Annotated in this window: 22 protein-coding genes; 11 read left to right on the top strand and 11 right to left on the bottom strand. The window is 68.7% G+C overall.

The window, feature by feature from the left end:
• Positions 1-92 precede the first annotated feature (92 nt).
• A complete protein-coding gene (locus tag FHR72_RS07560; RefSeq protein ID WP_183467335.1) occupies positions 93-2,828 on the top strand; it encodes a winged helix-turn-helix domain-containing protein in 2,736 nt (911 codons plus the stop codon).
• A 3-nt stretch (positions 2,829-2,831) separates the two neighbouring features.
• Here FHR72_RS07560 and FHR72_RS07555 read toward each other — a convergent pair whose 3' ends face one another.
• The 6 genes from FHR72_RS07555 to dxr form a co-directional block, all read right to left on the bottom strand.
• On the bottom strand, positions 2,832-4,646 hold the full coding sequence (locus FHR72_RS07555; protein ID WP_183467334.1) for a penicillin-binding transpeptidase domain-containing protein: 1,815 nt from the start codon (positions 4,644-4,646) through the stop codon (positions 2,832-2,834).
• A 144-nt stretch (positions 4,647-4,790) separates the two neighbouring features.
• Positions 4,791-5,462, bottom strand: a complete 672-nt coding sequence (locus FHR72_RS07550) for a GNAT family N-acetyltransferase (protein ID WP_183467333.1) — start codon at positions 5,460-5,462, stop codon at positions 4,791-4,793.
• Positions 5,463-5,488: 26 nt separating this feature from the next.
• Positions 5,489-6,343 carry a GNAT family N-acetyltransferase gene (locus tag FHR72_RS07545; RefSeq protein WP_183467332.1) on the bottom strand — a complete coding sequence of 285 codons (855 nt, stop codon included), beginning with the start codon at positions 6,341-6,343 and terminating at the stop codon, positions 5,489-5,491.
• 55 nt (positions 6,344-6,398) lie between these two features.
• On the bottom strand, positions 6,399-7,565 hold the full coding sequence (gene ispG, locus FHR72_RS07540; RefSeq protein WP_183467331.1) for a flavodoxin-dependent (E)-4-hydroxy-3-methylbut-2-enyl-diphosphate synthase: 1,167 nt from the start codon (positions 7,563-7,565) through the stop codon (positions 6,399-6,401).
• 12 nt (positions 7,566-7,577) lie between these two features.
• Complete coding sequence (locus FHR72_RS07535; RefSeq protein ID WP_183467330.1) at positions 7,578-8,816, bottom strand: M50 family metallopeptidase; 1,239 nt, start codon at positions 8,814-8,816, stop codon at positions 7,578-7,580.
• Positions 8,817-8,851: 35 nt separating this feature from the next.
• A complete protein-coding gene (gene dxr, locus FHR72_RS07530; RefSeq protein WP_183467329.1) occupies positions 8,852-10,015 on the bottom strand; it encodes a 1-deoxy-D-xylulose-5-phosphate reductoisomerase in 1,164 nt (387 codons plus the stop codon).
• Positions 10,016-10,197: 182 nt separating this feature from the next.
• Between dxr and FHR72_RS07525 the strand changes: the two genes are divergently transcribed.
• Both FHR72_RS07525 and FHR72_RS07520 read left to right on the top strand, forming a co-directional pair.
• On the top strand, positions 10,198-10,884 hold the full coding sequence (locus FHR72_RS07525; protein ID WP_183467328.1) for a fasciclin domain-containing protein: 687 nt from the start codon (positions 10,198-10,200) through the stop codon (positions 10,882-10,884).
• A 22-nt stretch (positions 10,885-10,906) separates the two neighbouring features.
• Positions 10,907-11,491, top strand: a complete 585-nt coding sequence (locus tag FHR72_RS07520) for a fasciclin domain-containing protein (protein WP_183467832.1) — start codon at positions 10,907-10,909, stop codon at positions 11,489-11,491.
• Positions 11,492-11,626: 135 nt separating this feature from the next.
• Here FHR72_RS07520 and FHR72_RS07515 read toward each other — a convergent pair whose 3' ends face one another.
• Entirely contained in the window at positions 11,627-12,502 is an 876-nt protein-coding gene (locus FHR72_RS07515) for a TIGR03619 family F420-dependent LLM class oxidoreductase (protein ID WP_183467327.1), read from the bottom strand.
• 71 nt (positions 12,503-12,573) lie between these two features.
• Between FHR72_RS07515 and FHR72_RS07510 the strand changes: the two genes are divergently transcribed.
• Positions 12,574-13,920 carry a cryptochrome/photolyase family protein gene (locus tag FHR72_RS07510; protein WP_183467326.1) on the top strand — a complete coding sequence of 449 codons (1,347 nt, stop codon included), beginning with the start codon at positions 12,574-12,576 and terminating at the stop codon, positions 13,918-13,920.
• A gap of 74 nt (positions 13,921-13,994) precedes the next feature.
• Here FHR72_RS07510 and FHR72_RS07505 read toward each other — a convergent pair whose 3' ends face one another.
• Positions 13,995-14,843 carry a mycofactocin-coupled SDR family oxidoreductase gene (locus FHR72_RS07505; RefSeq protein WP_183467325.1) on the bottom strand — a complete coding sequence of 283 codons (849 nt, stop codon included), beginning with the start codon at positions 14,841-14,843 and terminating at the stop codon, positions 13,995-13,997.
• A 103-nt stretch (positions 14,844-14,946) separates the two neighbouring features.
• Between FHR72_RS07505 and FHR72_RS07500 the strand changes: the two genes are divergently transcribed.
• Positions 14,947-15,201 carry a DUF2631 domain-containing protein gene (locus tag FHR72_RS07500; protein ID WP_183467324.1) on the top strand — a complete coding sequence of 85 codons (255 nt, stop codon included), beginning with the start codon at positions 14,947-14,949 and terminating at the stop codon, positions 15,199-15,201.
• Between the two features lie 36 nt (positions 15,202-15,237).
• Here FHR72_RS07500 and FHR72_RS07495 read toward each other — a convergent pair whose 3' ends face one another.
• Positions 15,238-15,819, bottom strand: coding sequence for a hypothetical protein (locus FHR72_RS07495; protein WP_183467323.1), 582 nt, complete (start codon positions 15,817-15,819; stop codon positions 15,238-15,240).
• A gap of 146 nt (positions 15,820-15,965) precedes the next feature.
• Positions 15,966-17,396 carry a WS/DGAT/MGAT family O-acyltransferase gene (locus tag FHR72_RS07490; protein WP_183467322.1) on the bottom strand — a complete coding sequence of 477 codons (1,431 nt, stop codon included), beginning with the start codon at positions 17,394-17,396 and terminating at the stop codon, positions 15,966-15,968.
• 257 nt (positions 17,397-17,653) lie between these two features.
• On the opposite strand from FHR72_RS07490, the gene FHR72_RS07485 reads away from it, so the two are divergent.
• The 5 genes from FHR72_RS07485 (at position 17,654) to FHR72_RS07465 (ending at position 22,718) form a co-directional block, all read left to right on the top strand.
• The gene (locus FHR72_RS07485; RefSeq protein WP_183467321.1) at positions 17,654-18,361 is read left to right on the top strand and encodes a DUF427 domain-containing protein; all 708 of its coding nucleotides are present in this window, start codon (positions 17,654-17,656) and stop codon (positions 18,359-18,361) included.
• A 105-nt stretch (positions 18,362-18,466) separates the two neighbouring features.
• Positions 18,467-20,314: an acyl-CoA dehydrogenase gene (locus FHR72_RS07480; protein WP_183467320.1), complete on the top strand. Its 1,848-nt coding sequence runs from the start codon at positions 18,467-18,469 to the stop codon at positions 20,312-20,314.
• 46 nt (positions 20,315-20,360) lie between these two features.
• The gene (locus FHR72_RS07475) at positions 20,361-20,849 is read left to right on the top strand and encodes an SRPBCC family protein (RefSeq protein WP_183467319.1); all 489 of its coding nucleotides are present in this window, start codon (positions 20,361-20,363) and stop codon (positions 20,847-20,849) included.
• A gap of 12 nt (positions 20,850-20,861) precedes the next feature.
• Positions 20,862-21,656 (top strand): acyl-CoA thioesterase, encoded by a 795-nt coding sequence (locus FHR72_RS07470; protein WP_183467318.1) that lies wholly within the window; start codon positions 20,862-20,864, stop codon positions 21,654-21,656.
• Between the two features lie 45 nt (positions 21,657-21,701).
• Complete coding sequence (locus FHR72_RS07465; RefSeq protein ID WP_183467317.1) at positions 21,702-22,718, top strand: NADP-dependent oxidoreductase; 1,017 nt, start codon at positions 21,702-21,704, stop codon at positions 22,716-22,718.
• Here the strand turns inward: FHR72_RS07465 and FHR72_RS07460 are convergent.
• Complete coding sequence (locus FHR72_RS07460) at positions 22,702-23,622, bottom strand: LLM class F420-dependent oxidoreductase (protein ID WP_183467316.1); 921 nt, start codon at positions 23,620-23,622, stop codon at positions 22,702-22,704. The genes FHR72_RS07465 and FHR72_RS07460 overlap by 17 nt on opposite strands.
• 85 nt (positions 23,623-23,707) lie before the next feature.
• Between FHR72_RS07460 and FHR72_RS07455 the strand changes: the two genes are divergently transcribed.
• Positions 23,708-24,640: an LLM class flavin-dependent oxidoreductase gene (locus FHR72_RS07455; RefSeq protein ID WP_183467315.1), complete on the top strand. Its 933-nt coding sequence runs from the start codon at positions 23,708-23,710 to the stop codon at positions 24,638-24,640.

The raw sequence follows: 24,640 nt of genomic DNA, 5'->3' as shown, positions 1-24,640 counted from the left end.
CGTGCCGGAGACGCCACGATGTCCCAAAATCATCAGCAGACGCGTCGTGTGTGAAGCCGAGCTGCCAGGCGCGCGCTCCGGGGGGTGAGTCGATGCAGGCCGAGCCGCAGCCGACGAGCATCATCTCCACCAGGGTTCAGCCCCCGTCCGGTGGGGGTCGACTGATCGAGCGCACCCGTCTGATCGATCTGCTCCGCGAAGGCCGGCGCAAGCGGTTGACGGTCATCCACGCCCCGGCGGGCTACGGCAAGACGACGCTGGCCCTGCAGTGGCAACGCGAACTACGGGCCGACGGCGTGCCCGTCGCCTGGCTGAGCGCCGCCGACGACGACAACGACCCGGTGATCTTCCTGGCTCACCTCGTGGTCGCCCTGCAACGGGTCGAGCCTGCGCTGGGTGCCGATCTGGGCGAGCAGCTCGAGCAGCGTTCCGGCGGCGCCACGCGTTATGTGCTCGCCGAGCTGGTCAATCACCTGCAGGCCTACGGGCGGCCGCTGGCGGTCGTGATCGACGACTGGCACCTGGTGGACAGCGCCGACACGGCGGCGGCACTGGACTTCCTTCTCAGGATGGCTCCGGACAACCTGCACCTGATCGTCACCAGCAGGACCCGGGCACCGGCGATCGGCTGGCTGCGGGTCCGCGACCTGGTCACCGAGATCGACGTCACGCAGCTGCGCTTCGACGCGGACGAATCCGCGGCGTTCCTGACCGAGCTGAATGCGCTGGTCTTGGGCAGCGACGATGTGGACCGCCTGTTCTCGAGCACCGACGGCTGGGTGGCCGCGCTACAGTTGGCCACCCTGTCGCTGCGCCGCAGCAACGACCCGTCCGCACTGATCGCCGGGTTCTCCGGCCGCCACCATTCCGTCGGCGATTACCTCGCCGAGAACGTCCTGGACGGGCTGCCCCCGCACCTGCTGGACTTCCTGCTGCGCACGTCGGTGTGCGACCGGCTCTGCGCCGACCTGGCCACCGCCCTCACCGGCGAACCGCAGGGGCAGGCGGTCCTCGAGGAACTGGAGCGTCGCGACCTGTTCCTCCGTCCGATGGACGCCGACCGCGAATGGTTCCGCTACCACCATCTGTTCGCCGACTATCTGCGCCAGCGGCTCCAGCGCGACCGCGGGGACCTCGTCGTCCCACTGCACCGGACCGCGTCGGCCTGGTTCGCCGGGCAGGGAATGCTCACCGCGGCGGTGAGCCACGCACTCGCCGCGGGCGACAGCGGCACCGCCGTCGATCTCGTCGAGCACCAGGCCATGAATCTGGTCGAGCACAGCCGGATGGCGAGCCTGCTGGCTCTGGTGAGCAAATTGCCCGAACGGGAGCTGACCGCCCGGCCCGCACTGCAGATGGCCATCGCCTGGGCGAACTGCCTGTTGCAGCGGGGTACGGGCGCGCAGACCGCACTCGACCATGTGCGTACGGCACTGGGCGCGGCCGAAGACGAGACCAGCGCCGCGGTGCTCGGGGAAGCCGACATCGTCCAGGCCTGCGTGGACGTCTACGGCGATCGCATCGACCGCGCCGCCGATCTCGTCGCGCCGTACCTGGTCGAGAACGCGCCGGTACGGCCGTTCCTCGTCGCGGTGTCAGCGAACATCCGCACGTTCGTCGACATCCAGACCCACGACTTCGCGACCGCCCAGGCGCGGCAACAGTGGGCCAACGCGTACCACCAGCGGGCCGGCGGTCCCTTCGCCGGCGTCTACGGCCGCTGCTTCGCCGGTCTCGCGGCGTTCGCGCAGGTGGATCTGGACACCGCCGAACGCCGCGTACGGGAGGCCCGCGAGCTGGCCCAGAACGCGGCGGGCGCCCACTCGCATGCCGCACGGCTCGCCGGCGCACTCTTGGGCAAACTGGCCTACGAGCGCGGTGACATCGACACGGCCGAAACGCTGTTGGAGGAGTGTCACGAACTCGGCGCCGAGAGCGGCGTCGCCGATTTCATGGTGGCGACCTACACCACGCTTCCGCGCATCCGTGTCCTGCGCGGGGACCTCGACGGTGCCTTCGCGCTCCTCGACGAAGGCTCGGACGCGGCCCGTCGCCTCGTGCTGCCCCGGCTGGCCGCCGCGCTGGATTACGAACGCGTGCGCCTCTATCTGGCCGTCGACGACCTCACCCGGGCCGAGGACACACTGGCCCGCCACAGCACCGGCGGCCCGACGTCGAGCGACGGCATCGCGACCGCCACGCACCATTACCGGCTGTGCATGGCGGAGCGAATCGCGTGCGCGCGCAACGACTTCGACAAGGCTGCCGCGATCATCAGGACGATGCGTGCCGAAGCCGCGGCCGTGCGGTGGCGCTACGCCGAGACCGTGCACACCATCGGCCTGGCCCGGGTGTCGATGCTGCGGGACGACGTCGACGGCGCCACCGACCTGCTGGTGCAGGCCCTGGTGACGGGCGCCCGGGCCGGCCTCGTCCGAACGATCGTCGACAACGGGCCGGAGGTCCAGAAGCTCATCGCGGGACTGCGCGAAGCGACCAGGACCGGCCGGTGGGTCGATGCGCATCCGCGGGTGTCGGCCGACTACCTATCGAAGCTGCTCGCTGTCGCCCACGCGGATCGGGGAACGTTACGGGTGGTCCTGCCCCCGGTGCAGCATGGTCCGTCCCCCGAGGAACCGCTCAGCGTCCGCGAGATCGAGATCCTGCGACTCCTGGAACGTGGCCTGTCCAACAAGCAGATCGCGCGCACCCTCGGTGTCACGATCAACACGGTCAAGTGGTACCTCAAGGGCACCTACATCAAGCTCGGTGTCGCCAGCCGGGGCGAATCGGTGTCGGAGGCCCGACGCCGACGGATCCTGAGCTGACCTCTACGCCAGGTAGTCCGGGGGCAGCGAGTCGAGCATCCCCTTGAGCATGCGCACCGCGTACTCCGAGCTTCCGCCGCCGACGATCAGGGCGGAGAAGGCCATGTCTCCCCGGTAGCCGGTGAACCACGAGTGTGAGCCCCCGGCGAACTCCGCCTCCCCGGTCTTGCCCCGAACATCGCCGGCGCCCTGCAGATCCTTGGCGGTGCCGTTGGTGACGACGAGCCGCATCATCGGCCGCAGGCTCTCCACGACCTCGGGCGAAATCTGTTGCTGCTCACCGGTGACGGCGGTTTCGCGGCCCTCGATCAGGTGCGGCACCGGGGTACGGCCGGCCGACACGGTCGCGGCGGCCAGTGCCATTCCGAACGGACTGACGAGCACCTTGCCCTGGCCGAACCCGTCCTCGGTGCGCTCGGTCAGGTTGACCGTGGGCGGCACCGACCCGCTGACCGTGGACAGGCCGGGGATCGTGTAGTCGGGTCCGATGCCGTACTGGGACGCGGCCTGCGTCAAACCGCGCGGGGGCATCCTGCTCGCGAGTTCGGCGAAGGTGGTGTTGCACGAGCTCGCGAACGCGCGCGACATCGGCACGGTCCCGAGGTCGAAACCGCCGTAGTTCGGGACGGTCCGATGGCCGATGTCCATGTGCCCGGGGCAGCCCAGAAGCGTGTTGGGCGTGGCCATCTGACGCTCGATGGCCGCACCGGCGGTCACGATCTTGAACGTCGACCCGGGTGGGTACAGACCCATCGTCGCCAGTGGCCCCTCCCGGTCGGCGGCGGGATTCTGTGCCACGGCCAGGATTTCGCCGGTGGACGGTTTGAGGACGACGATCATCGCCTGCTTGTCGGTCACGTTGACCGCGTTCTGCGCGGCGTTCTGGACCGCGCGGTCGAGGCTGATGCTCACCGACGGCGCCGGCGAACCGGGCACCTCGTTCAGCACATCGACGTCCACACCGTTCTGGTTCACGGTCACGACGCGCCAGCCGGGGTCGCCGTCGAGCTGGTCGGACACCGTCTTGTTGATCTCGTTGACGACGGCCGGGGCGAACGTGTCGTCGGTGGGCACCATCTCCGGCTGCGGGGTGACCACCACGCCGGGCAACGACGCCACCGCGCCAACGACAGCGTCGTGGTCGGCCTGCCGCAGCGTGACCAGGGTCAGCGGGCCCTTCGTGGAGCTGGCCTGCTCGGCCAGCCGTTGCGGATCGAGGGTGTTGTTGAAGCGGTGCAGGGCCCCGGCCACGGCCCTGGCGGTCGTCATGAGCTCGGCGCCGGCAGCCCGGGCGTCGAGTGAGAACTGGTATTTGTAGCCGGGCACCAGCACGTTCGTGCCGGTGCGCTCATGCACGGAGGCCCGCGGCGGCGCCTCGGCGCGCAGGGCGAAAGTCTGGTTCTCCCCCAACCTCGGGTGCAACCCGGTGGCGCCCCACCGCACTTCCCAGGTCCCCTCGTCACGCACCATGTTGAGCTGACCGTCGTAGGTCCAGGTGCGGCCCTTCGGTAGGTGCCAGGTGTACCGGTAGGTGATGCTGCCGGTGTCCTCGGCGTACTTGCTGCTGAGGATCTGGGCGTCCAGGTTCGTCGCCTGCAGGCCCGCCCACGCCTCGTTGAGCGCGGCGCGCGCTTCCTCCGGCCGGTCGGCGAGTTGCGCGGCGGCGCCGGTGTCGCCGGTGGCCAGCGCCGCGAAGAACTCCTCGGCGGTGGGCTCGGGACCGTTCGGGCGCGGCGTGCAGGCCCCCAGGGTCACCACCACCGCCGCGGTGGTCGCGAGTGCTGCCACGCGTGATACGGGTGAGAACTGTGTTGCCATTGGGACAGATGTTAAGAAGTAACGAACCGATTTCGGCGTAGGCGCACCGCGGTCACGGCCACTTCTGCGCAGTGGTCGCAGAATCCGGGCGCCAGCAGCCCTCACGCAGAACTCGGCGCCTGCCTCAGCGCGTGAACGCCTTGGTCACGCTCCCGCGGCGGGAGCCCGCACCACCAGCGGCACCGCCGGGAAATACGCCGCCATCTCCGACCGCGACGCCCGCAGCGCGGCGGTGCCGTAGCCCTGTTTGCGATGCTCAGGGTGGATCCATATCCGCACCCCGACCTCGCCGTCGGACAGTTCGCCGAACACCATGCCGACCTTGGCCGAGCCGACCTCGGCCACCAGCCACGCCGCCTCCTCGGCGGCCACGCGTGCCACGGCGTCGCGGATCTCGTCGCCCAAATCGCCCGCGGGCGCTGCCGTGCCGTCGCCGGCCGAGCGCATGTCGGCGGTCCGGGCGGCGAAGATGTCGCGGTCGGCGTCGGCGGAGAACGGTCGCAGCTGCAGCCGCCGGGGCGAACCCGGGGTCTGCTCAGTGGGGCGGCCCAGTGCCTGGCTGGTCAGGGTGTCCAGCTGCGCGGCGATGCGGCGCCGCGACACCTTCGTGAGCCGGTCGAAGGACAGACGCAGCACCGCCTCGGCGGCGTCCTCGGACGTCTCGAGCAGGTCGGCGATGGCTTCGATCGCGGCGTCGTAGTCGTCGGAGGCGACGACGGCGTCGAGCACTTCATGTCGACGCTCCAAGGCGTGGACGAGCGCGGTAGCCATCTCGCGGCTCGCTCCCGACACAGCCGTCGTGTCCTGCTCCGTCATACCTGGAGCGTAGGCCCAGCGCGGGATCAGTCCAGCAGTACCGTCGCGAACGACGCGATCTCGGTGAATCCGATGCGCGCATACGTCGCCCGGGCCACGGTGTTGAAGCTGTTGACGTAGAGACTGGCGATCCGGCCACCACCGACGACAGCAGCAGCGACGGTCGCGGTGCCTGCCGTGCCGATGCCTCGGCCGCGCCGGTCGGGATGCACCCAGACGCCCTGGATCTGCCCGACGGCCGGTGACTGGGAGCCGACCTCGGCCTTGTAAACCACTTCCCCGCGCTCGAACTTGGCCCAGGCCCGCCCGGCGGCGATGAGACCGGCGACCCGCCGGCGATATCCGCGGCCACCGTCGCCGATGCGGGGGTCGATGCCGACCTCACCGATGAACATGTCGATGGCCGCCACCAGATACGCGTCGAGCTCGTCCATGCGGACTTGCCGCACCGCCGGATCGACGGCGCACGACGGTGCCGTGTCCAACGCCATCAGCGGCTGGTGGGCGCGCACGTCGCGCGCTGGCCCCCACACCGGCTCCAGCCGCTGCCACATGGGCAGTACCAGATCGGAGCGCCCCACCAGCGACGAGCAGCGGCGGGCACTGCTCATGGCCTTGTCGGCGAACGCATTCATGTCGCCGAGCCCGCCGCGCAGCGGGATGATGTTGGCTCCGGCGAAGCACAGCGATTCGCCGGCACGCCTGCGGGTCCACAACTCCCCGCCGATCGCCGAGGGTTCGATGCCGTGCTCGGCGACGCGTGCGGCGACCATGCACGACGCGACCGGATCGTCGTCGAGGACCTGGCGCACGGCGTGAATGTCGCGCACCACCGACACTCTTCGCTCGTCAACAAGCCGGAAAAGCGGAGGAGCCGACATCTGGACTCTTTCTACAACGGACCCGAACCGGGGTCCCACCCCCTGGGACCCGCCCTCAGCTTACGGTCACCACCGGCGAACCGGTGGCATCATCGGAACCGCGTTCCGTCTCCATCTCCGAGGCGAGCCGCATGGCCTCCTCGATGAGGGTCTCCACGATCATGGCCTCGGGGACGGTCTTGATGACCTCGCCCTTGACGAAGATCTGTCCCTTGCCGTTGCCCGACGCCACGCCGAGGTCGGCCTCGCGCGCTTCGCCGGGGCCGTTGACGACGCAGCCCATGACCGCGACGCGCAGCGGCACCTCCATGCCCTCCAGGCCCGCGGTGACTTCGTTGGCCAGCGTGTAGACGTCGACCTGGGCGCGACCACACGACGGGCACGACACGATCTCCAGGCCGCGCGGCCGCAGGTTGAGCGACTCCAGGATCTGGTTGCCGACCTTGACTTCCTCGGCCGGCGGGGCGGACAGGGACACCCGGATGGTGTCGCCGATGCCCTTGGACAGCAGTGCGCCGAACGCGACCGCGGACTTGATGGTCCCCTGGAACGCCGGACCGGCCTCGGTGACTCCGAGGTGCAGCGGGTAATCGCTCTTGGAAGCGAGCAGCTCGTAGGCCGCGACCATGACCACCGGATCGTTGTGCTTGACGCTGATCTTGATGTCGCCGAAACCGTGCTCCTCGAACAGCGAGGCCTCCCACAGCGCCGACTCGACGAGCGCCTCGGGCGTGGCCTTGCCGTACTTCTCCATGAAGCGCTTGTCCAGCGATCCGGCGTTGACGCCGATGCGGATCGGGATCCCCGCGGCACCGGCCGCCTTGGCGACCTCCTTGACCCGGCCGTCGAACTCCTTGATATTGCCGGGGTTCACCCGCACGGCCGCACAGCCGGCGTCGATCGCGGCGAAGATGTACTTGGGCTGGAAGTGGATGTCGGCGATCACCGGGATCTTCGACTTCTTCGCGATGATCGGCAGCGCGTCGGCGTCCTCCTGACGCGGACACGCCACCCGCACGATGTCGCAGCCCGACGCCGTCAGTTCGGCGATCTGCTGCAGCGTGGCGTTGATGTCGTGGGTCTTGGTGGTGCACATCGACTGCACGGGGATCGGGTGGTCGCTGCCGACACCGACGTCGCGCACCATCAACTGGCGGGTCTTACGGCGGGGAGCCAGGACGGGCGCCGGTGGCGCGGGCATCCCCAAACCGATTGAGGTCACTTCTTTAGTCCTTTACTGGAACAACGTGATCGGGTTGATCACGTCGGCTGTCACGGTGAGAAGCGTGAAGCCCACCATCACGATGATCACCACGTAGGTGAGGGGCATCAGCTTCAAATAGTTGACGGGTGCGCCGGCCACTTTGCCGCGCGCCTCCCGGATCTTGTTGCGGGCCTTCTCGTAGAGCGCGATCGCGATGTGTCCGCCGTCGAGGGGCAGCAGCGGGATCAGGTTGACGGCGCCGAGGACGAAGTTCAGCTGGGCCAGGAAAAACCAGAACGCGACCCAGATGCCGTGCTCGACGGTCTCGCCGCCGATCCGGGACGCGCCGACGACGCTGATGGGCGTCTCCGGGTCGCGCTCGCCTCCGGTGATGGAGTGCACGAGCGCGCCGACCTTGGTGGGGATCTTCACGATCGCCTTGCCGAGCTCGACGGCCAGGTCCTTGGTGAAGACGAGGGTCCCCGGGACGGCCGTCAGCGGGTTGTACTGCGTCGGCCCGAACTGCGCGGCGGTGACGCCGATGCTGCCGACGTCGACGGGCACGGCGGGCCCGCCCTCCTCGCCCGCCACGTACCGCTGGCTGGGGGTGACGTCGACGGTGGTGGTGAACTCGCGCAGCGTGCCGTTCTCGTCGCGCTGCACGGTCAGCGTCGTCGGACCGTTCTGCTGACGCACCGCCTCGACGAGTGCGTCGAACGTCGGCACCTCGGTGTCACCGACCTTGAGGATGACGTCGTTGGCCTGGACGCCGGCCGCCGCGGCGGGGCTGGGCGTGATGCAGTCCCCCAATTCGCCTTGCGCGACTTCGGATTTGATGCACGAAGTCTCGCCGACGACGGCGGTGGTCGGCGCCTTGATGTTGGGCAGACCCCAGATGATCGCGATGGCGTAGATCAGGATCAGCCCGATGAGGAAGTTCATCGCCGGGCCGGCGAACAGGACCGCGACGCGCTTCCAGGTCTTCTGCCTGTACATCGCGTAAGGCCGGTCAGCAGGGTCGAGTTCCTCGACGGCGGTCATCCCGGCGATGTCGCAGAACCCGCCCAGCGGTACCGCCTTGATGCCGTACTCGGTCTGGCCCAGCCGGTTGGGCCGGAACGTCGACCACAGGGTGGGTCCGAAGCCGACGAAGTAGCGGCGCACCTTCATCCCGGTGGCGCGGGCCACCCACATGTGGCCGCACTCGTGCAGTGCCACCGATACCAGAATGGCGAGCGCGAACAGCGTCACGCCGAGCACGTACATCATCTGGGCGGCCAGTCCTAACTACTACTACCGGATACTTACCTGCGGTTTTCGGCCTCGACTGCGCTCCGCGCCCGGTCACGGGCCCAGTTCTGTGCGTCGAGTACGTCATCCACGGTAGCTGGTTCGGCGGCCCACTGGTCGGCAGCGCGCAGCACACCGGCCACAGTTCGCACGATCGCCGGAAAGCGGATCCGCCCCTGAAGGAACGCCTCGGCGGCTTCCTCGTTCGCCGCGTTGTAGATCGCCGGCAGGCAGCCACCCGCCTGCCCGGCCTGCCGGGCCAGGGTCACAGCCGGGAAGACGGTGTCGTCCAAGGGCTCGAAATCCCAGCGCGACGCCGTGGAGAAGTCGCACGCGGCGGCCGCGCCGGGCACCCGCGAGGGCCAGCCCAACGCCAGCGCGATGGGCAGCTTCATGTCCGGCGGGCTGGCCTGGGCCAGGGTGGAGCCGTCGGTGAACGTCACCATCGAGTGCACGATCGACTGCGGGTGCACGACGACCTCGATGCGGTCGTAGGGGATGCCGAACAGCAGATGGGTCTCGATGAGTTCCAGGCCCTTGTTGACCAGCGACGCAGAGTTCAGAGTGTTCATCGGGCCCATCGACCAGGTCGGATGGGCAGCGGCCTGCTCGGGGGTCACGCTCTCGAGCCGGTCGGCGGTCCAGCCGCGGAACGGGCCGCCGGAGGCCGTCAGCACCAGCGCGGCCACCTCGTCGCCGGTCCCGCCGCGGAGACACTGGGCCAGCGCCGAGTGCTCGGAGTCGACGGGCACGATCTGGCCGGGTGCGGCTGCCCGCTGGACCAGTGGTCCCCCGGCGATCAGCGACTCCTTGTTGGCGAGCGCCAACCGCGCACCGGTGGCCAGGGCGGCCAGAGTCGGTGTGAGCCCGAGGGCGCCGACGAGCGCATTGAGCACGACGTCGGCTTCGGTGGTCTCGACGAGGCGGGTGGCGGCGTCGGGTCCGGCGAAGGGGACGTCTCCGATCGCGTCGGCGGCCGCTTCGTCGGCCACGGCGATGTTCGTCACACCGGTCTCGGCGCGCTGCCGGGCCAGCAGCTCGCGAGAGCCTCCCCCTGCGGCGAGCCCGACGACCTCGAAGCGGTCGGGGTTGGCGGCGATCACCTCCAGGGCCTGGGTTCCGATCGAGCCGGTGCTGCCCAGGATCAGTACGCGGAGCCGGTCGCCGGATGCTGTCACCGCTTCATTGTGCCGCCATCGCGTGTACCGGATGTCCCGACCCGGATCGGGACGTCGCCGTAAGGGTTGTGACGTGAATGTGACACCAGCGATCCGAACCCATCCAACTGCGTGGCGGCTGGGAATTACCCGTGTGCCAAGTCAGTGCGGGCAACGGTGTCCGTACGCGAAGGGATGAGGAAATGAAGACACACCACCGGAAGACGACCGCCGCGGCCGGACTCGCTGCTCTCGCCATTTTCGGCGCGGCTGCCTGTTCGAGCGAAGAGGCCTCGAGCAACGCTTCCTCTGCCACCAGCGCGGCCGAGTCGGCCGCTGAGTCCGCGACGGGCTCGGAGACGACGTCGACGTCGGCCCCCGCCGCTGATCCCGCCGCCAACCTCATCGGAACCGGTTGCGCCGCATACGCAGAACAGGTTCCCGAGGGCCCCGGCTCCGTCGCCGGTATGGCCGCCGATCCGGTCACCGTCGCGGCGTCCAACAACCCGCAGCTCACCACCCTCACCCAGGCGCTGTCCGGCCAGCTCAACCCCAACGTGAACCTGGTCGACACGCTCAACGGCGACGAGTTCACCGTCTTCGCGCCGACCAACGACGCGTTCGCCAAGATCGACCCCGCGACGCTGGAAACCCTCAAGACCGACTCCGACCTGCTGACCAGCATCCTGACCTACCACGTGGTTCCGGGTCAGGCCGCTCCCGACGCGGTCGCCGGCGAGCACACCACCGTGCAGGGCGCACCGGTCACCGTGACCGGCGCGGGCAACGACCTGAAGGTCAACGACGCGGGCCTGGTCTGCGGCGGCGTGAAGACCGCCAACGCGACGGTCTACATGATCGACACCGTTCTGATGCCTCCGGCCAACTAGCGAACAGGAAGGGATGAAACTCATGTATGTCACCGGAAAATCAGTTCTCGGAGCGGGTTTCGCGATGGCTGCGGCCGTCGGCCTCTCACTCGGCACCGCATCGACGGCCTCTGCGGCCCCGGTCGGACCGGGCTGCGCGGCCTACGTCCAGCAGGTGCCCCAGGGCCCTGGCTCGGTTCAGGGCATGGCGATGGATCCGGTCGCCACCGCGGCATCGAACAACCCGATGCTCACCACACTGACGAAAGCGGTGTCCGGACAGTTGAATCCGGCCGTCAACCTCGTCGACACGCTCAACGGCGGTGAGTTCACCGTGTTCGCCCCGACCGACGAGGCGTTCGCCAAACTCGACCCGGCGACGGTCGAGACCCTCAAGACCGACGCCGACCTGCTGACGAATATCCTGACCTACCACGTGGTTCCGGGTCAGGCCGCACCCGAGCAGGTCGTCGGTGAACACGCCACGGTGCAGGGCGCCACGGTGAACGTCACCGGTATGCCCGACCACCTGATGGTCAACAACGCCTCCGTGGTCTGCGGTGGCGTACAGACGGCCAACGCGACTGTCTATCTCATCGACACCGTGTTGATGCCGCCGGCAATGTAGCCGACGGCGCTCCGACAGAGGATCCCCCGCACCTTCCCCCCCGGCTGTGCGGGGGATCCTCGCGTCCGGGGGCAGTGGACCGGGAAGTGTTCGGGCGATGTCGACGCGCCACCCGCGTCGGGTGGCGACGTCGCGTCAACTCCGCACCTTGGCGATGACGGTCTCGGCGAATCTCTCGATGGGGCCGCGGAACCCTTCGACGCCGGTCGACCCGCCCAGATCGGCGCCCATCCACGGCGCGACCATCACCGACGTGATGCCTTCCTGTTCGGCGCGTAGGTAGAGCTGCGGGGTCGGGGGCTCCATAAGCGCCAGCAGGATGTCGAACGGTTCGTCGAGACGGCCGTACTCGCGGCGCAGAGCGGTGAGCCTGCGCGCATAGCCGACGGCCTCCTCCCACCGATAGGCGTAGCCGACCCAGCCGTCGCACAGTCTCGCCGCACGCCGCAGTGCCGCCTCGGATTCGCCGCCGCAGAAGATCGGGACACGACCGGGCGGATGAGGTTCGATCATCATCTCGGGCACTTCGTAGTGCTCTCCGCTCCACGACACCCACCCGCCCTGCCACAGAGCCCGCAGCGCGGGGATCATCTCGTCGAGCCTCCTGCCCCGAGTGGAGAAGTCCTGACCCATCAGGTCGTACTCCTCGCGCATCCAGCCGACCCCGGCAGCGAGGGCGACCCGGCCGCCGGAGAGGACCGCCGCGGTGGCGACCTGTTTGGCGACCTCCAGCAGCGGCCTGGCGGGAGCGATGTAGACCGCGTTCGAGAAACGCAGCCGCGTGGTCACCGCCGCCATCGCACCGGTGAGGACCCACGCATCCGGCCACGCCGTCTCGGCGGGCCACGGCGGCGTGCCGGTCTCGGAATCGGGATAGGTGGACTGCAGCCGGCGCGGGTAGATCATGTGGTCGGAGGTGACCATGCCGTCGTAGCCGGCCTCGTCGAGCATCCGCGCCAGCGGGAGGACATCGGTGGTGTCGAGGAACGTCGCGCCGGACCAGAACTGCACAGGCCTAACCCTTTCGTCAGAATCGCCGACTCCCCGTTTCTCTACCGAAGATCGGGGGCAGCATCAATGCCATGCCCGCCGTGTTGTGGTTTCGCCGAGATCTACGACTCGCCGATCTGCCCGCCCTGCTGGCGGCCGCGGATGTCGACGGCGACGTGCTGGCCTGCTACGTCCTCGACGGCACGCTGCAGGCGTCGGCGGGTCCGCGGCGCCTGCAGTATCTCTACGAGGCGCTGCGCGACCTCCGCGACAGCCTTGACGGGCGGCTGTTCGTCACCGACGGTGACCCCACGGAACGGATCCCCGCGGTGGCCAGGGCCGTCGGCGCGGGCTCCGTGCACATCTCCGAGGAGCACCTCCCCTACGGCAGACGGCGCGACGAGCGGGTGCGCGAGGCGCTCGGCGACGTCGAGCTGGTCGCCACGGGGTCGCCCTACCTGGTCAGCCCGGGTCGGGTGACCAAGGGCGACGGCAGCCCCTACAAGGTGTTCTCACCTTTCTTCGACGCCTGGCGGAAACACGGGTGGCGTAAGCCGGCGGAGTCGGACAAGACGTCGGCACGCTGGATCGACCCGGCCGAGGTGACGAAGGGGCCGCAGATCGTCGAGATTCCCGACCTCGGTGTCGAGCTCGATCGGCCGGCCGGGGAGAAGGGAGCGCGCGATCAGTGGACGCAGTTCGTCGAGGAAGGTCTGAAGAGCTACGGCGAGGACCGCAATCGGCCCGACCTCGACGCGACGAGCCGCATGTCGGCCCATCTGAAATTCGGCACGATGCACCCGCGGACCCTGGCTGCGGATCTGGGCCGCGGCGAGGGCGCCCAGACCTACCTGCGTGAGCTGGCCTTCCGCGACTTCTATGCGTCGGTGGTCCACGAGTGGCCGCGCAGCGTGTGGTGGAACTGGAACACCGCGTTCGACGACATCAAGGTCGACGACGGCCAGGCAGCGGAGAAGTCCTTCGAGACGTGGAAGGCCGGGCGGACGGGATTCCCGATCGTCGATGCCGGAATGCGCCAGTTGGCCGAGTCGGGCTTCATGCACAACCGCGTGCGGATGATCGTCGCGTCGTTTCTGGTCAAGGACCTTCATCTGCCCTGGCAGTGGGGTGCGCGCTGGTTCCTCGAGCAGCTCGTCGACGGCGACATGGCCAACAACCAGCACGGCTGGCAGTGGGCGGCGGGGTGCGGCACCGACGCGGCCCCGTACTTCCGGGTGTTCAATCCGACGACGCAGGGCAAGAAGTTCGACCCGTCGGGGGTCTATGTGCGGCGCTGGGTCGAGGAACTGCGCGACCTGGACAGCACCGTGGACGTCCACAACCTCGGCGACGACCGACCGGTGGACTACCCGCAGCCGATCGTGGACCACAAGCAGGAGAGGGCGGAGGCCCTGCGCCGCTATAGCGCCGTCGGATGACGATCAAGCGGCGAGGAACGAGCCGCGTTGAGGAATCCGACCAGACAACCCCGTCGGATAACCCCGTCGGATGACTACTTCAGGGTCTGGCCGGCGTCGAGCGGCAGCGCCACGCCGGTGAGGTACCTGCCGGAGGGCCCGCACAGGTAGACCATCGCGTCGCTGACATCGCGCGGCTCCATCATCGGCAGCTGCAGCAGGGCCTGCTGGGCGGCGCTGAACGACGGGTGTTCGCCGGCCCACTCGGCCATCGCCTGGTTGAGCACCATCGGGGTGGCGACCCCTCCGGGATGGACGGAGTTGACGCGGATGTTCTTCTCGGCGAGCGAGCGGGCGAAGTGGCGCATCAGGCCGATGACGCCGTGCTTGGCCGCGGTGTACCCGGCCGCACCGTGGTTCATCGTGCCGAATTCGGTGCTGACAGAGGTGAATCCGGCCGCGGAGCTGGTGATGACGATGGCTCCGCCGTCGGGGTTGTCCAGCAGGGCGGGCAGTGCCGCGTCGATGGTGTAGTACACACCGTTGAGCATCACGCCCACGGCGTCGGTGAAGGCCGCGATGTCGCGGCCCTGCGGACCTGCGGCGGGCAGGATCCCGGCGTTGGCGAGGACGAAGTCGAGACGACCGAACTGCTCCACTCCCCTGGCCACGACCTCGGCCAGGCGGTCGCGGTCACGCACGTCGGCGCGCTCGGCGACGATCCGGCGGCCGGTCTGTTCGACGAGCCGCGCGGTCTCGGCGAGGTCCTCGGGCGTCGACATCGGGTAGGCGACGGAGTCGAGCTGAGCGCAGACGTCGACCGCGATGACATCGGCGCCCTCTTCGGCGAACCGGACCGCATGGGCCCGGCCCTGCCCGCGGGCGGCGCCGGTGACCAGCACCGCCTTGCCGTCGAAGACGCCGTGTGAGCCCTCAGCTGTCATGACCGGGGAGCCTACTGCGCGATAGACCCGGCTCTACGTCGACTCGTAGTAGTGCTGTGTCAGAATGGCGGCGGAAGAGTCGCCCGACCCTGAGGAGCCAGCCGTGGCAAGCACCGAGGTGGAACGACGCACCGGCGTGGACATCGAGGAAGTACCGTCCGCGGAATGGGGCTGGTCGACCGGAAGCCTGCGCGGTTTCCAGATCGGCGGCCTGCTGGCCGGCGCCTTCCTGTTGCTGATGATCCACGGCAATCACACCGGTCGTGTCGAGGACATCTTCCTGGTCGCGTTCGCCCTGTTCGTCTGGGGCTTCGTGGCGCGCAGCTGGTACTCCCACCGCAACCGCGACACCCGCTGACATCCGGTCCCAGCGCGGCGTGACGACGCCGCGGACCTAGCGTTCCGCGATCGGCACCAGGTCAGCCCCGTCGGGCGGATACCAGAGTGCGGTACTGACGAATTCTTCGGCACCGGAATGGGTTTCCGCATGCCCGGACGTGCGTAGGGCGCCGGATTTGAACGCGCGGGCGGCTGCGCTGAGGCGGTGACGGACCCGCTCGAATCGCGCGTCGGACCCGAACAGCGGCGCCTCGCCCCACACCGTGACCTCGACCCGTCGCGAATCCACCAACCGCAGCACGTCGCGCCGCACCGAGTCGTCGCGGCGCAGGACGGACGCATCGACCGCGACGGCTGCCGCGGGCTGCTGCAGCGCTTCGTCGTGCGGCATCGACGTCTCCACCGCCACGCCGAGGATCGTCAGCGCACGCACGTCGGCCGCCTCCGGTACCACGACCGTGACCTGCCAGCCGGCACGGACCCGATCGCAGAGCCAGCCTCCGGCCGACGCGACCACGCTGTCGGCGTCGGAGGCGATCACCGTGAGGTCGTAGGTATGCAGTATCTCGCCGGACGTCCGCACACCGGATCCTCTTCGCTCGAACGCCCCGAGGTCGTTCACGTCAAACATCGTCATCGCGCCACCCTCCCGCGCGCATCCCGTCGCGCCTCAGACAGCGTGACACTCTCGCAGTGTTCTGTAAAGCCTCGTTCGTATTTCGGCTGACGGAGGCGGGAGGGCGTCGACCGCGAAAGAGGGCTGCGAACAACAGCTTCCGGGAGTTACAGGGCGGGGGCGATCGGCATGGCCGTTTCGACGGGTGTCAATTCCGCTGGCAACCCGGCCGCGGCGCGGATCTCGGTGAACGACGCGATGAGCGCGTCGGTCGCCTCGTGGGGATCCTTGAGGGTCCGGTCGTCGGTCAGCACCGAGATGGCCAGCTGGTCGACGTAGCTCCACACCGTGATGTTCATCCCGCTGCCGGCGACGATGGGTCCGACGGAGTAGATCTCGTCGACGACCGCACCTTCGACGCAGCCGCGTTCGCGTGGGCCGGGAACGTTGGAGATCGTGAGGTTCATCACCATCGCCGACTCCAGGCGTCGGGCCTGCATCCGGAAGACCCGCGGCGTCGTCCCCGGCGGGAGATAGGTGAGCCACGACGGTAACAGGGTGGGGCCCAGCAGGCTGTGGTTCTCCTTCGCGATCGCGGTCGCCGTCGCGGTCAACCGGACCCGTTCCAGGGGATCGTCGACGTGGACCGGCAACGACGGTGTCATATAGGTGAATTCGTTGCCCACCAGGCGTTCCGGCGAGGTGTTGTAGCTGACCGGCACCCCGGCGATGAGCGGGACGTCGGCCTTGCCGTCGTAGCGCAGCTGCAGTTCGCGCAGCGCGCCTGCGGCGGTGGCCAGCACGATGTCGTTGAGAGTGACCCCGAGATGCCGGGCGGTCTGTTTGACGTCGGCGAGAGCCAGCGGCGCCGTGGCGAACCGGCGCCCGGGCGTGACGACATGGTTGATGAACGACGGCGGCGGGGCGAAGTTGCGCGCGAGGTCGGGGTGCCGCCCGCGCTCCCTGGCCTTCCGTCGCACGCGCGACACCCCGGTCGCGGTCTCGTTCACGAGCTTCGGAAGCCTGCGCAGCTGACCGACATGGTCGCGGCCCGCGCCTCGGACCAGATTTCCCGGCGCCGTCGATTCGGCCGGGTAGGCGGCGAGCTGCCCGCCGATCTCGGGCTCGCGCGCCCCGATGGCCATCGCCATCTGGTTCGCCGAGGCGACGCCGTCGGCCAGTACGTGATGCACCTTGTGGATCACTGCGATCTTGTTGTCCGCCAGACCGTCTGCGATGTACATCTCCCACAGCGGGTGGTTGCGGTCCAGGGGTGTGCCGGCGATCTCGCCGATCAGTTGATCCAGCTCGCGGCGTCCCCCGGGGGCGGCGACCCGCGCGCGGCGCAGGTGGTAGTCCAGATCGATCTCGGCGTTCTGCACCCACATCGGATGATGCAGCTTGAACGGGATGTCGACCAGTTGGTAGCGCAGCGGAGCCAGCGCGTGCAGCCGCGGCAGGGCAGCCCTGCGGAACAGCTCGAAGTCATAGCCCTCGACGTTCGACACATCGAGCACACCGATCTTGAGGGTGTGCATGTGGATCTCGGGCGTCTCGCTGTAGAGCATCATCGCGTCCACACCGTTGAGTCGTCTCACCGCGCCACCCCGTTCGCCATCGACACCGTCGGACGTGTACCCATTCCAGCGATCTTCGCCCCTACGGGCGTGCGATGGATGGAATCTGACACTCCTTGTTAGCAGAACTTGGCCGGCACGGCATCGTCACGAAAACCGGCACCGTGACATTCGCCGATCTCTTTGTAAACTCGGTCGCGAACCGTGCACACACCCCAGCAACGCAGAGTCGAGGTCGCGATGGTCGGTACGAAAACCGTTGTCCCGGGGTCGCTTCGATGAGCCTCGTTGCCGGCAGTGGACCGCTCAGCCGCGACCGGGCCGGTCAGCTCACTCCCCCCGCGACAGGCGATCTCGTCTACATCGAACCGCATCCGCGGCGCATCCAGGCACTCGTCGACGGACACCCGGTGATCGACACCGAGCGGGCCCTGATGGTGCACCGGCAGGGTCACCCACTGGCCTACGCATTCTCCGTCGAGGACGTCGGCGAGCTTCCGAGCAAACCCGTGCCGGAAGCACCCGGGTACTGCGTGGTCCCGTGGTCGGCTGTCGACACGTGGTTCGAGGAGGGCCGGCGGCTGGTGCACTATCCGCCCAATCCGTACCACCGCGTCGACTGCCGCCCCACCGGGCGCGGCCTGAGAGTGAGCGTCGGGGACACGGTGCTGGTCGACACCGTCGACACCGTGATCCTGTTCGAGACCGCACTGCGACCCCGGTTGTACGTCGCCCCGTCGACCGTCCGCACGGACCTGCTGCAGCGCTCGGAGACGTCGAGCTACTGCAATTACAAGGGGTATGCGACCTATTGGCACGCCGTCACGGACGGCGTCGTCATCGAGGACGCCGCATGGAGCTACGAGGAACCGCTGCCGGAGAGCACGCCGATCAAGGGCCTCCTCAGCTTCGACGAGACGAAGGTCGACGTCCTGGCCGAGCTGCCCGCCTCGGCATCCTACGAGGATTGCGGATGCCAGGTGTGAGTGACATCACATAAGGATCGGACCTCGCACCCTACGGTTGCGTTACCGTAGGTTTGCCCAGGTTACGGTTGCGTACGCCTTTGCTGGACCCTCACACTGCCCGTCATGGGTCAAGGCCACTACATCGCCAACGTCCGCGATCTCGCGTTCAACCTCTTCGAAGTGCTCCGCATCGGCGACGTGCTCGACGCCGGCGACTACGGAGACCTCGACGTCGACACCGCACGCACGATGCTCGACGAGGTGGCCAGGCTCGCCGAAGGCCCGGTCGCGGCGTCGTTCGTCGACGCCGATCGCAATCCGCCGGTCTTCGACCCGGCGACACACAGCATCTCGGTCTCGGAGGAGATCGCGCGCACCGTGTCCGCGGTCAAGGACGCGCAGTGGTGGAGGCTGGGCATCGCCGAGGAGATCGGCGGGGTCCCCGCACCGGCCGCGTTGACCTGGGCCATCGGCGAGATGATGTTCTGTGCCAATCCCGCCGTCGGTTTCTTCCACGCCCTGGGTCCGGCGATGGCCCATGCCCTCGCGGTCGAAGGCACTGAGCAGCAAAGGAATTGGGCCGCCGAAGGCCTCGCACGGGGCTGGGCCGCGACCATGGTCCTCACCGAGGCCGACGCGGGCTCCGACGTGGGTGCAGGCCGGGCCAAGGCGATCGCACAACCCGACGGCACCTGGCACATCGAGGGCGTCAAACGGTTCATCTCCGGCGGGGACGTCGGCGACACCGCCGAGAACATCTTCCACCTCGTGCTGGCCCGTCCCGAGGGTGCCGGCGCAGGTACCAAGGGTCTGAGCCTGTTCTACGTACCGAAGATCCTGTTCGACCCCGAGACGATGGAACTCGGCGAACGCAACGGGGTGTTCGTGACGAACCTGGAGCACAAGATGGGGCTGAAGAGCTCCCCGACGTGCGAGCTGACGTTCGGCGCCCACGGCAGGCCCGCGGTCGGCTACCTCGTCGGCGACGTGCACAACGGCATCGCCCAGATGTTCACCGTCATCGAGCACGCGCGCATGACGATCGGGGTGAAGTCCGCCGGCACGCTCTCGACCGGCTACCTGAACGCGCTGGCCTACGCCAAGGAGCGCGTCCAGGGCGCGGATCTCACCCAGATGACCGACAAGACCGCGCCGCGGGTGACGATCATGCACCACCCCGACGTGCGCCGGAGCCTGCTCACCCAGAAGGCCTACGCCGAAGGGCTGCGCGCGCTGTACATGTACGCCGCAGCGCACCAGAACGACGACATGGCGGCTCAGACCTCCGGAGCGGACCCCTCCATGGCGCACCGGGTCGACGATCTGTTGCTGCCGGTGGTCAAGGGGGTGGGGTCGGAGCGGGCCTACGAGATCCTGACCGAATCGCTGCAGACGCTGGGCGGCTCGGGTTTCCTGCAGGACTACCCGATCGAGCAGTACATCCGGGATTCGAAGATCGACTCCCTCTACGAGGGCACGACGGCGATCCAGTCGCTGGACTTCTTCTTCCGCAAGGTCGTCCGTGACCGTGGCGAGGCGCTGGCCCACGTAACCGCCCAGATCGTGCGCACCGTCGATGCCTGCGACGGCAGGCTCAAGCCACAGGCGATGCTGCTGCGCACGGCGCTGGAGGACGTCCAGGCGATGACGGCCGCCGTGACGGGCTACCTGATGGCGGCCTCGGAGCGGCCCCGCGAGATCTACAAGGTCGGGATGGTCTCGGTGCGCCTGCTCCTGGCCGTCGGCGACCTGCTCATCGGATGGCGGCTTCTCGATCAGGCGCTCGTGGCCCAGGCGGCGCTGGAGGGCGGGCACAGTGCCGGCGACGCCCCGTTCTACGAGGGCAAGATCGCCACCGCATCGTTCTTCGCGGCGAACATGCTGCCCCCGCTGTCGGCGGTCCGGCGCATCGTCGAGGAGCTCGACGACACCGTCGACGACCTGATGAACCTGCCGGAGGCGGCGTTCTGAGCGGTCCCGCTTGTCAGCTCGCACAGCACAGGCGATGCTGCATGCCATGACACGCTGGTATGCCCTCGAGTCGGCCGACGCCGGCTTCTTCGACACCGCCCCGCACGTGTTCCGGTACGAAAAGCACTACGCGGCAACGCCGGACCAGGTGTGGGAATCGTTGCAATCCGACGAGTCGCTGGCCGCCTGGGGCTCGACGGTCGGGTCGGTCACCTGGACGTCGCCGCGGCCGTTCGGAGTCGGCACCACCCGCGAGGTGGGAACCGGCCCGTCGCTGGTCCGCGAGCGCTTCTTCCGGTGGGACGAGGGGTCGGGATACTCGTTCTGGGCGTACGAGGCCAACGTGCCGCTGTTCCGCCGCTTCGCCGAGGACTACCGCATCACACCCGACGGCGCCGGCACCCGGTTCACCTGGCTGGTGGCGATCGAACCGGTGAGCGCGTTGCGGCTACCGTTCAAGGTCCTGGCGCCTGTACTGAAGGCCGGGTTCGGTCGTGCGGCCACCGACGGAGAGAAGTACTTCGCCGCCCGATAGGGTCTGCTGTTGATGACAGGTGTCAACTCGAGTTGGATCGCGCAGCTCCTACGGTTCGATCGTCGCGGCGACACCTTCGTCACCTCGCCGCCCCCGGCGGGCCCGGGTCCCCGGTTGTTCGGCGGCATGATCGCGGCCCAGTCCCTGGGCGCCGCAGGGGCGACCGTCGACCCCGGAAAACTGCCCCAGTCGCTGCATCTGTACTTCGTGCGCGGCGGCCGCTACGGCGTCGATGTGGAACTGCACGTCGAACGCACCCGTGACGGCCGGTCGTTCGACACCCGCCGCGTGACGGCGGTACAGCAGGATGCGGTCATCCTGGAGATGATCGCGTCGTTCCACTCCCCCGAGCCCGGCGCCGACGAGTATCCGACGCCCGCGCCGTCGCTCGACCTCGCCGCAGCTGTCGCCAAAGAGCCCGACATCGAGTACGCCGCGCGCTTCGACATCCGCACCCGACCCGAGGACGATTCCATCTTCGCCGTGCCACCGTTCTGGATCCGCACGCGCGAGACGATCGAGGACGATCCGCTGATCCGTGCCTGCACGCTGACCTTCATGTCGGACTTCGGTCCCGTCCCGGTCGCCCGCCCCTCGGGGGCCTCGCTGGAACCCGGTCTCGGATACGCGGCGAGCCTGGACCATTCGGTGTGGTTCCACCGCCCGTACGTGCCCCACGACTGGCACCGTTACGAGGTGCACCCGCTCAATGTCGGTGACTGCCGGGGCTTGGTGCACGGCTCGCTGTACAGCTCCGCGGGCGCACTGATCGCCACGACGACCCAGGAAGCACTGTGGCGGGTGTGACCGATTGGGGTCCGGCCGCGATGCGCCTTCGGTAGGTTCTGGCGGGTGTCGACGCTGACGAACCGCCAGATCCTGCTGCGCCGTCGCCCGAACGGCCTTGTCGCGCCGGAGGACACCGAGCTGGTGGCGGTGGCGGCACCGCAACCCGGCGACGGTGAGGCGCTGGTGCGCACGACGTATGTCGGCATCGACGCGGCGGCAAGAACGTGGCTCGACGACCAGCCGAGTTACCTTCCGCCCGTGCAGCTCGGCGAGGTGATCCGGGCTGCCGGCATCGGCGAGGTCGTCGAATCCCGGTGCGAGGCTTACGCGGTCGGCGACATCGTGACGACGCTGACGGGGTTCCAGGAGTACACGCTGGTCCGCGACGACCTGTTCACCACGCCTGTCCCGGGTCCCGGCGACCAGGTCGATCAGCTCGCCGTGATGTCCATCTACGGGCCGACGGGGGCCACCGCCTACTTCGGGATGACCGGGATCGGACGCCCGCAACCCGGCGAGACGGTGGTGGTGTCCGCCGCGGCCGGGGCGACGGGATCGGTCGCCGGTCAGATCGCCAAGATCGCGGGCGCGCGTGTCATCGGTATCGCCGGGGGCCCGCACAAATGCCGGGCGGTGGTGGAGGATTTCGGCTTCGATGCGTGCATCGACTACCGCAACGACGACGTGCCCGCCGCCCTGAAAAAGCACTGCCCGAAGGGGGTCGACGTGTACTTCGACAACGTCGGCGGGCCCATTCTCAACGCCGTGCTCGGGCGACTCGCCCACCGGGCGCGCGTCGTGCTGTGCGGGGTGATCTCCAGCTATCTGACCGGGGACCATCCCGGCCCGGCCAATTACGTGAACCTGCTGGCCAGAACGGCGACCATGCAGGGCTTCAACGCCCTCGACGAGTGGGGCCGTTTCGACGAGGCGTTCACCGCGCTGCGCCGGTGGGAGGAGCAGGGCCTGCTCACCCATCGCGAGCACATCTTCGAGGGCATCGAATCCTGCGTGGACGCGCTCAACGGCCTGTTCACCGGCGCCAACATCGGCAAGACACTGGTCAGGCTCGCCGGATGACGGTCTCGCCGAACTGCTCGATCGCCTCGACGGCGTGGGCGAGGCTGTCGCCGGGCACGTTCACCTGAATCCAGGTCACCCCGACCGCCTCGAGTTCGCCGACGCCGGAGAGGAATTCCTCGGCGTCGAAGTCGGCGGCCCCCGGTGTCCCCCCGGCGCCGTTGGTGAACGTGATGTCCACGCTCTGCGGATCCCGCCCGGCGTCGTCCAGCCGGCGGTGCAGATCGTCGATGCCGGCCTTGAGCTGCTTCACGGATTCCAGCGCCGCGGTGCGGGCCGTCTGCGCGAGCACCGCGGGGGCCTGGAAGGGGCACCAGCCCTGGGCGTACCTGGCGACGCGCGCCCGCGCCGCCGAGGTGTTCCCACCCACCCAGATCGGCGGGTGCGGCGTGCTGACCGGCCTCGGGTGCGCGGTGATCCCCTTGGCGCTGAAGTTCGTGCCGTCGTAGTTCAGGTCGTCGCCGGTCCAGATCTCGCGGATGACATCCAGCGACTCCTCGAACAGATTGGCGCGATCGTCGAAATCGACTCCCAGTGCCGCGAATTCGCGTTTGAGATAGCCGACACCGACGGCGAGGGTGAACCGTCCGCCCGAGATCAGGTCGAGCGTGGCGCCGGCCTTGGCGACGACGAACGGGTTGCGGTACGGCAGCACGACGATGTTCGGGATCAGCCTCAGGTTCGTGGTGTGGGCCGCCGCGAATCCCATCGCCACGAAGGGGTCGAGGGCGTCATGACCGCCGGACTCCAGCCACCGCTGCGACGGCGCGGGGTGGTCGGTGAAACCGAATCCGCCGAAGCCGGCCTCCTCGGCCGCGCCGGCCACCCTGGCAATCCCTGCACCCGAGACCAGCTCCGGGTTGTAGGGGTGACTGTGCATCGGGTGGGTGATCGCGAACTGCATACGGCCTCCTGACCAGAATCGCCTTCTCCGCTTCAGAGAATGTCGTTACCATGCAGGTGGCGGAATGTACAGCACGGGAGGCACGATGAGCAGGCCGGAGATCGGCGTCTACCTGCCCCAGATGGGGTTTGCCTTCGACGACCTCCTGCACCGCGCGCGCCGCTGCGAGGAACTGGGCATCGACTCGCTGTGGCTGTTCGATCATCTCTACGGCCCGGGGATGCCGGAGTACCCGTCCCTCGAGGCGTGGACGGTGGCCACCGCGCTGCTGAGCCGCACCGAGCGACTGCGCGTCGGACACATGGTGTTGTGCAACCAGTTCCGCCACCCCGTCACCCTGGCGAAGATGGCGACCACGCTGGACCAGATCTCGGGCGGACGGCTGTCGCTGGGGATCGGCAGCGGCTCGATCGAAGACGAGCACCGCCGGGCGGGTCTGCCCTGGGGGACGTTCGGCGAGCGCTCGGAACAACTCGGCGAGACACTGGCGATCCTGCATCAGGCGTTCGCCGACGAGCGGATCGACTTCGCCGGCAAGCACTTCACCGTCACGGACATGCCGGTGAAACCCGGACCGCTGCAGCGTCCCCGCCCACCGATCGTCGTCGGCGGGGTCGGCGAGAAGTTCACGCTGCCGCTGGTGGCCCGCTTCGCCGACGTCTGGAACGTCCCCACCTATGCCCTGGACCAGATCGACCGGAAGGTCGCGGTCCTGCACTCGCTCTGCGACGACATCGGCCGAGACCCGGCCACGATCGTGCTCTCGATCGAGGCGGTGATGGCGCTGGCACCCGACGAGGCCTCCCTGCCGAAAGTCCGCAGCCTGGCCGAGAAACGGTTCGGCGGGCCGGGATTCGGCCTGCACGACACCGATCTGATCGGAACCCCGGCGGTGTTGGTGGACAAACTGGGCGCGCTGGTCGACGCGGGCTTCGGCCAGATCGTGCTGTTCACCCACGACCGCTGCTCGGACGGGACGCTCGAGCTGCTCGCCTCCGAGGTCGTCCCGCGGCTCTGA

It is taken from the genome of Mycolicibacterium iranicum (assembly GCF_014190915.1).
In the GTDB taxonomy this organism is placed as follows: domain Bacteria; phylum Actinomycetota; class Actinomycetes; order Mycobacteriales; family Mycobacteriaceae; genus Mycobacterium; species Mycobacterium iranicum_B.
The sequence above is the reverse complement of the archived record's forward strand: the minus strand, read 5'-3'. Positions and strand labels throughout refer to the sequence as shown.

Bases quoted from the DNA above. Each gene is read 5' to 3' on its own strand.
- FHR72_RS07560 (WP_183467335.1), top strand. From the start codon at position 93: ATGCAGGCCGAGCCGCAGCCGACGAGCATCATCTCCACCAGGGTTCAG.
- FHR72_RS07555 (WP_183467334.1), bottom strand. From the start codon at position 4,646: ATGGCAACACAGTTCTCACCCGTATCACGCGTGGCAGCACTCGCGACC.
- FHR72_RS07550 (WP_183467333.1), bottom strand. From the start codon at position 5,462: ATGACGGAGCAGGACACGACGGCTGTGTCGGGAGCGAGCCGCGAGATG.
- FHR72_RS07545 (WP_183467332.1), bottom strand. From the start codon at position 6,343: ATGTCGGCTCCTCCGCTTTTCCGGCTTGTTGACGAGCGAAGAGTGTCG.
- FHR72_RS07535 (WP_183467330.1), bottom strand. From the start codon at position 8,816: ATGATGTACGTGCTCGGCGTGACGCTGTTCGCGCTCGCCATTCTGGTA.
- FHR72_RS07525 (WP_183467328.1), top strand. From the start codon at position 10,198: ATGAAGACACACCACCGGAAGACGACCGCCGCGGCCGGACTCGCTGCT.
- FHR72_RS07520 (WP_183467832.1), top strand. From the start codon at position 10,907: ATGTATGTCACCGGAAAATCAGTTCTCGGAGCGGGTTTCGCGATGGCT.
- FHR72_RS07510 (WP_183467326.1), top strand. From the start codon at position 12,574: ATGCCCGCCGTGTTGTGGTTTCGCCGAGATCTACGACTCGCCGATCTG.
- FHR72_RS07505 (WP_183467325.1), bottom strand. From the start codon at position 14,843: ATGACAGCTGAGGGCTCACACGGCGTCTTCGACGGCAAGGCGGTGCTG.
- FHR72_RS07495 (WP_183467323.1), bottom strand. From the start codon at position 15,819: ATGACGATGTTTGACGTGAACGACCTCGGGGCGTTCGAGCGAAGAGGA.
- FHR72_RS07485 (WP_183467321.1), top strand. From the start codon at position 17,654: ATGAGCCTCGTTGCCGGCAGTGGACCGCTCAGCCGCGACCGGGCCGGT.
- FHR72_RS07480 (WP_183467320.1), top strand. From the start codon at position 18,467: ATGGGTCAAGGCCACTACATCGCCAACGTCCGCGATCTCGCGTTCAAC.
- FHR72_RS07475 (WP_183467319.1), top strand. From the start codon at position 20,361: ATGACACGCTGGTATGCCCTCGAGTCGGCCGACGCCGGCTTCTTCGAC.
- FHR72_RS07470 (WP_183467318.1), top strand. From the start codon at position 20,862: ATGACAGGTGTCAACTCGAGTTGGATCGCGCAGCTCCTACGGTTCGAT.
- FHR72_RS07460 (WP_183467316.1), bottom strand. From the start codon at position 23,622: ATGCAGTTCGCGATCACCCACCCGATGCACAGTCACCCCTACAACCCG.
- FHR72_RS07455 (WP_183467315.1), top strand. From the start codon at position 23,708: ATGAGCAGGCCGGAGATCGGCGTCTACCTGCCCCAGATGGGGTTTGCC.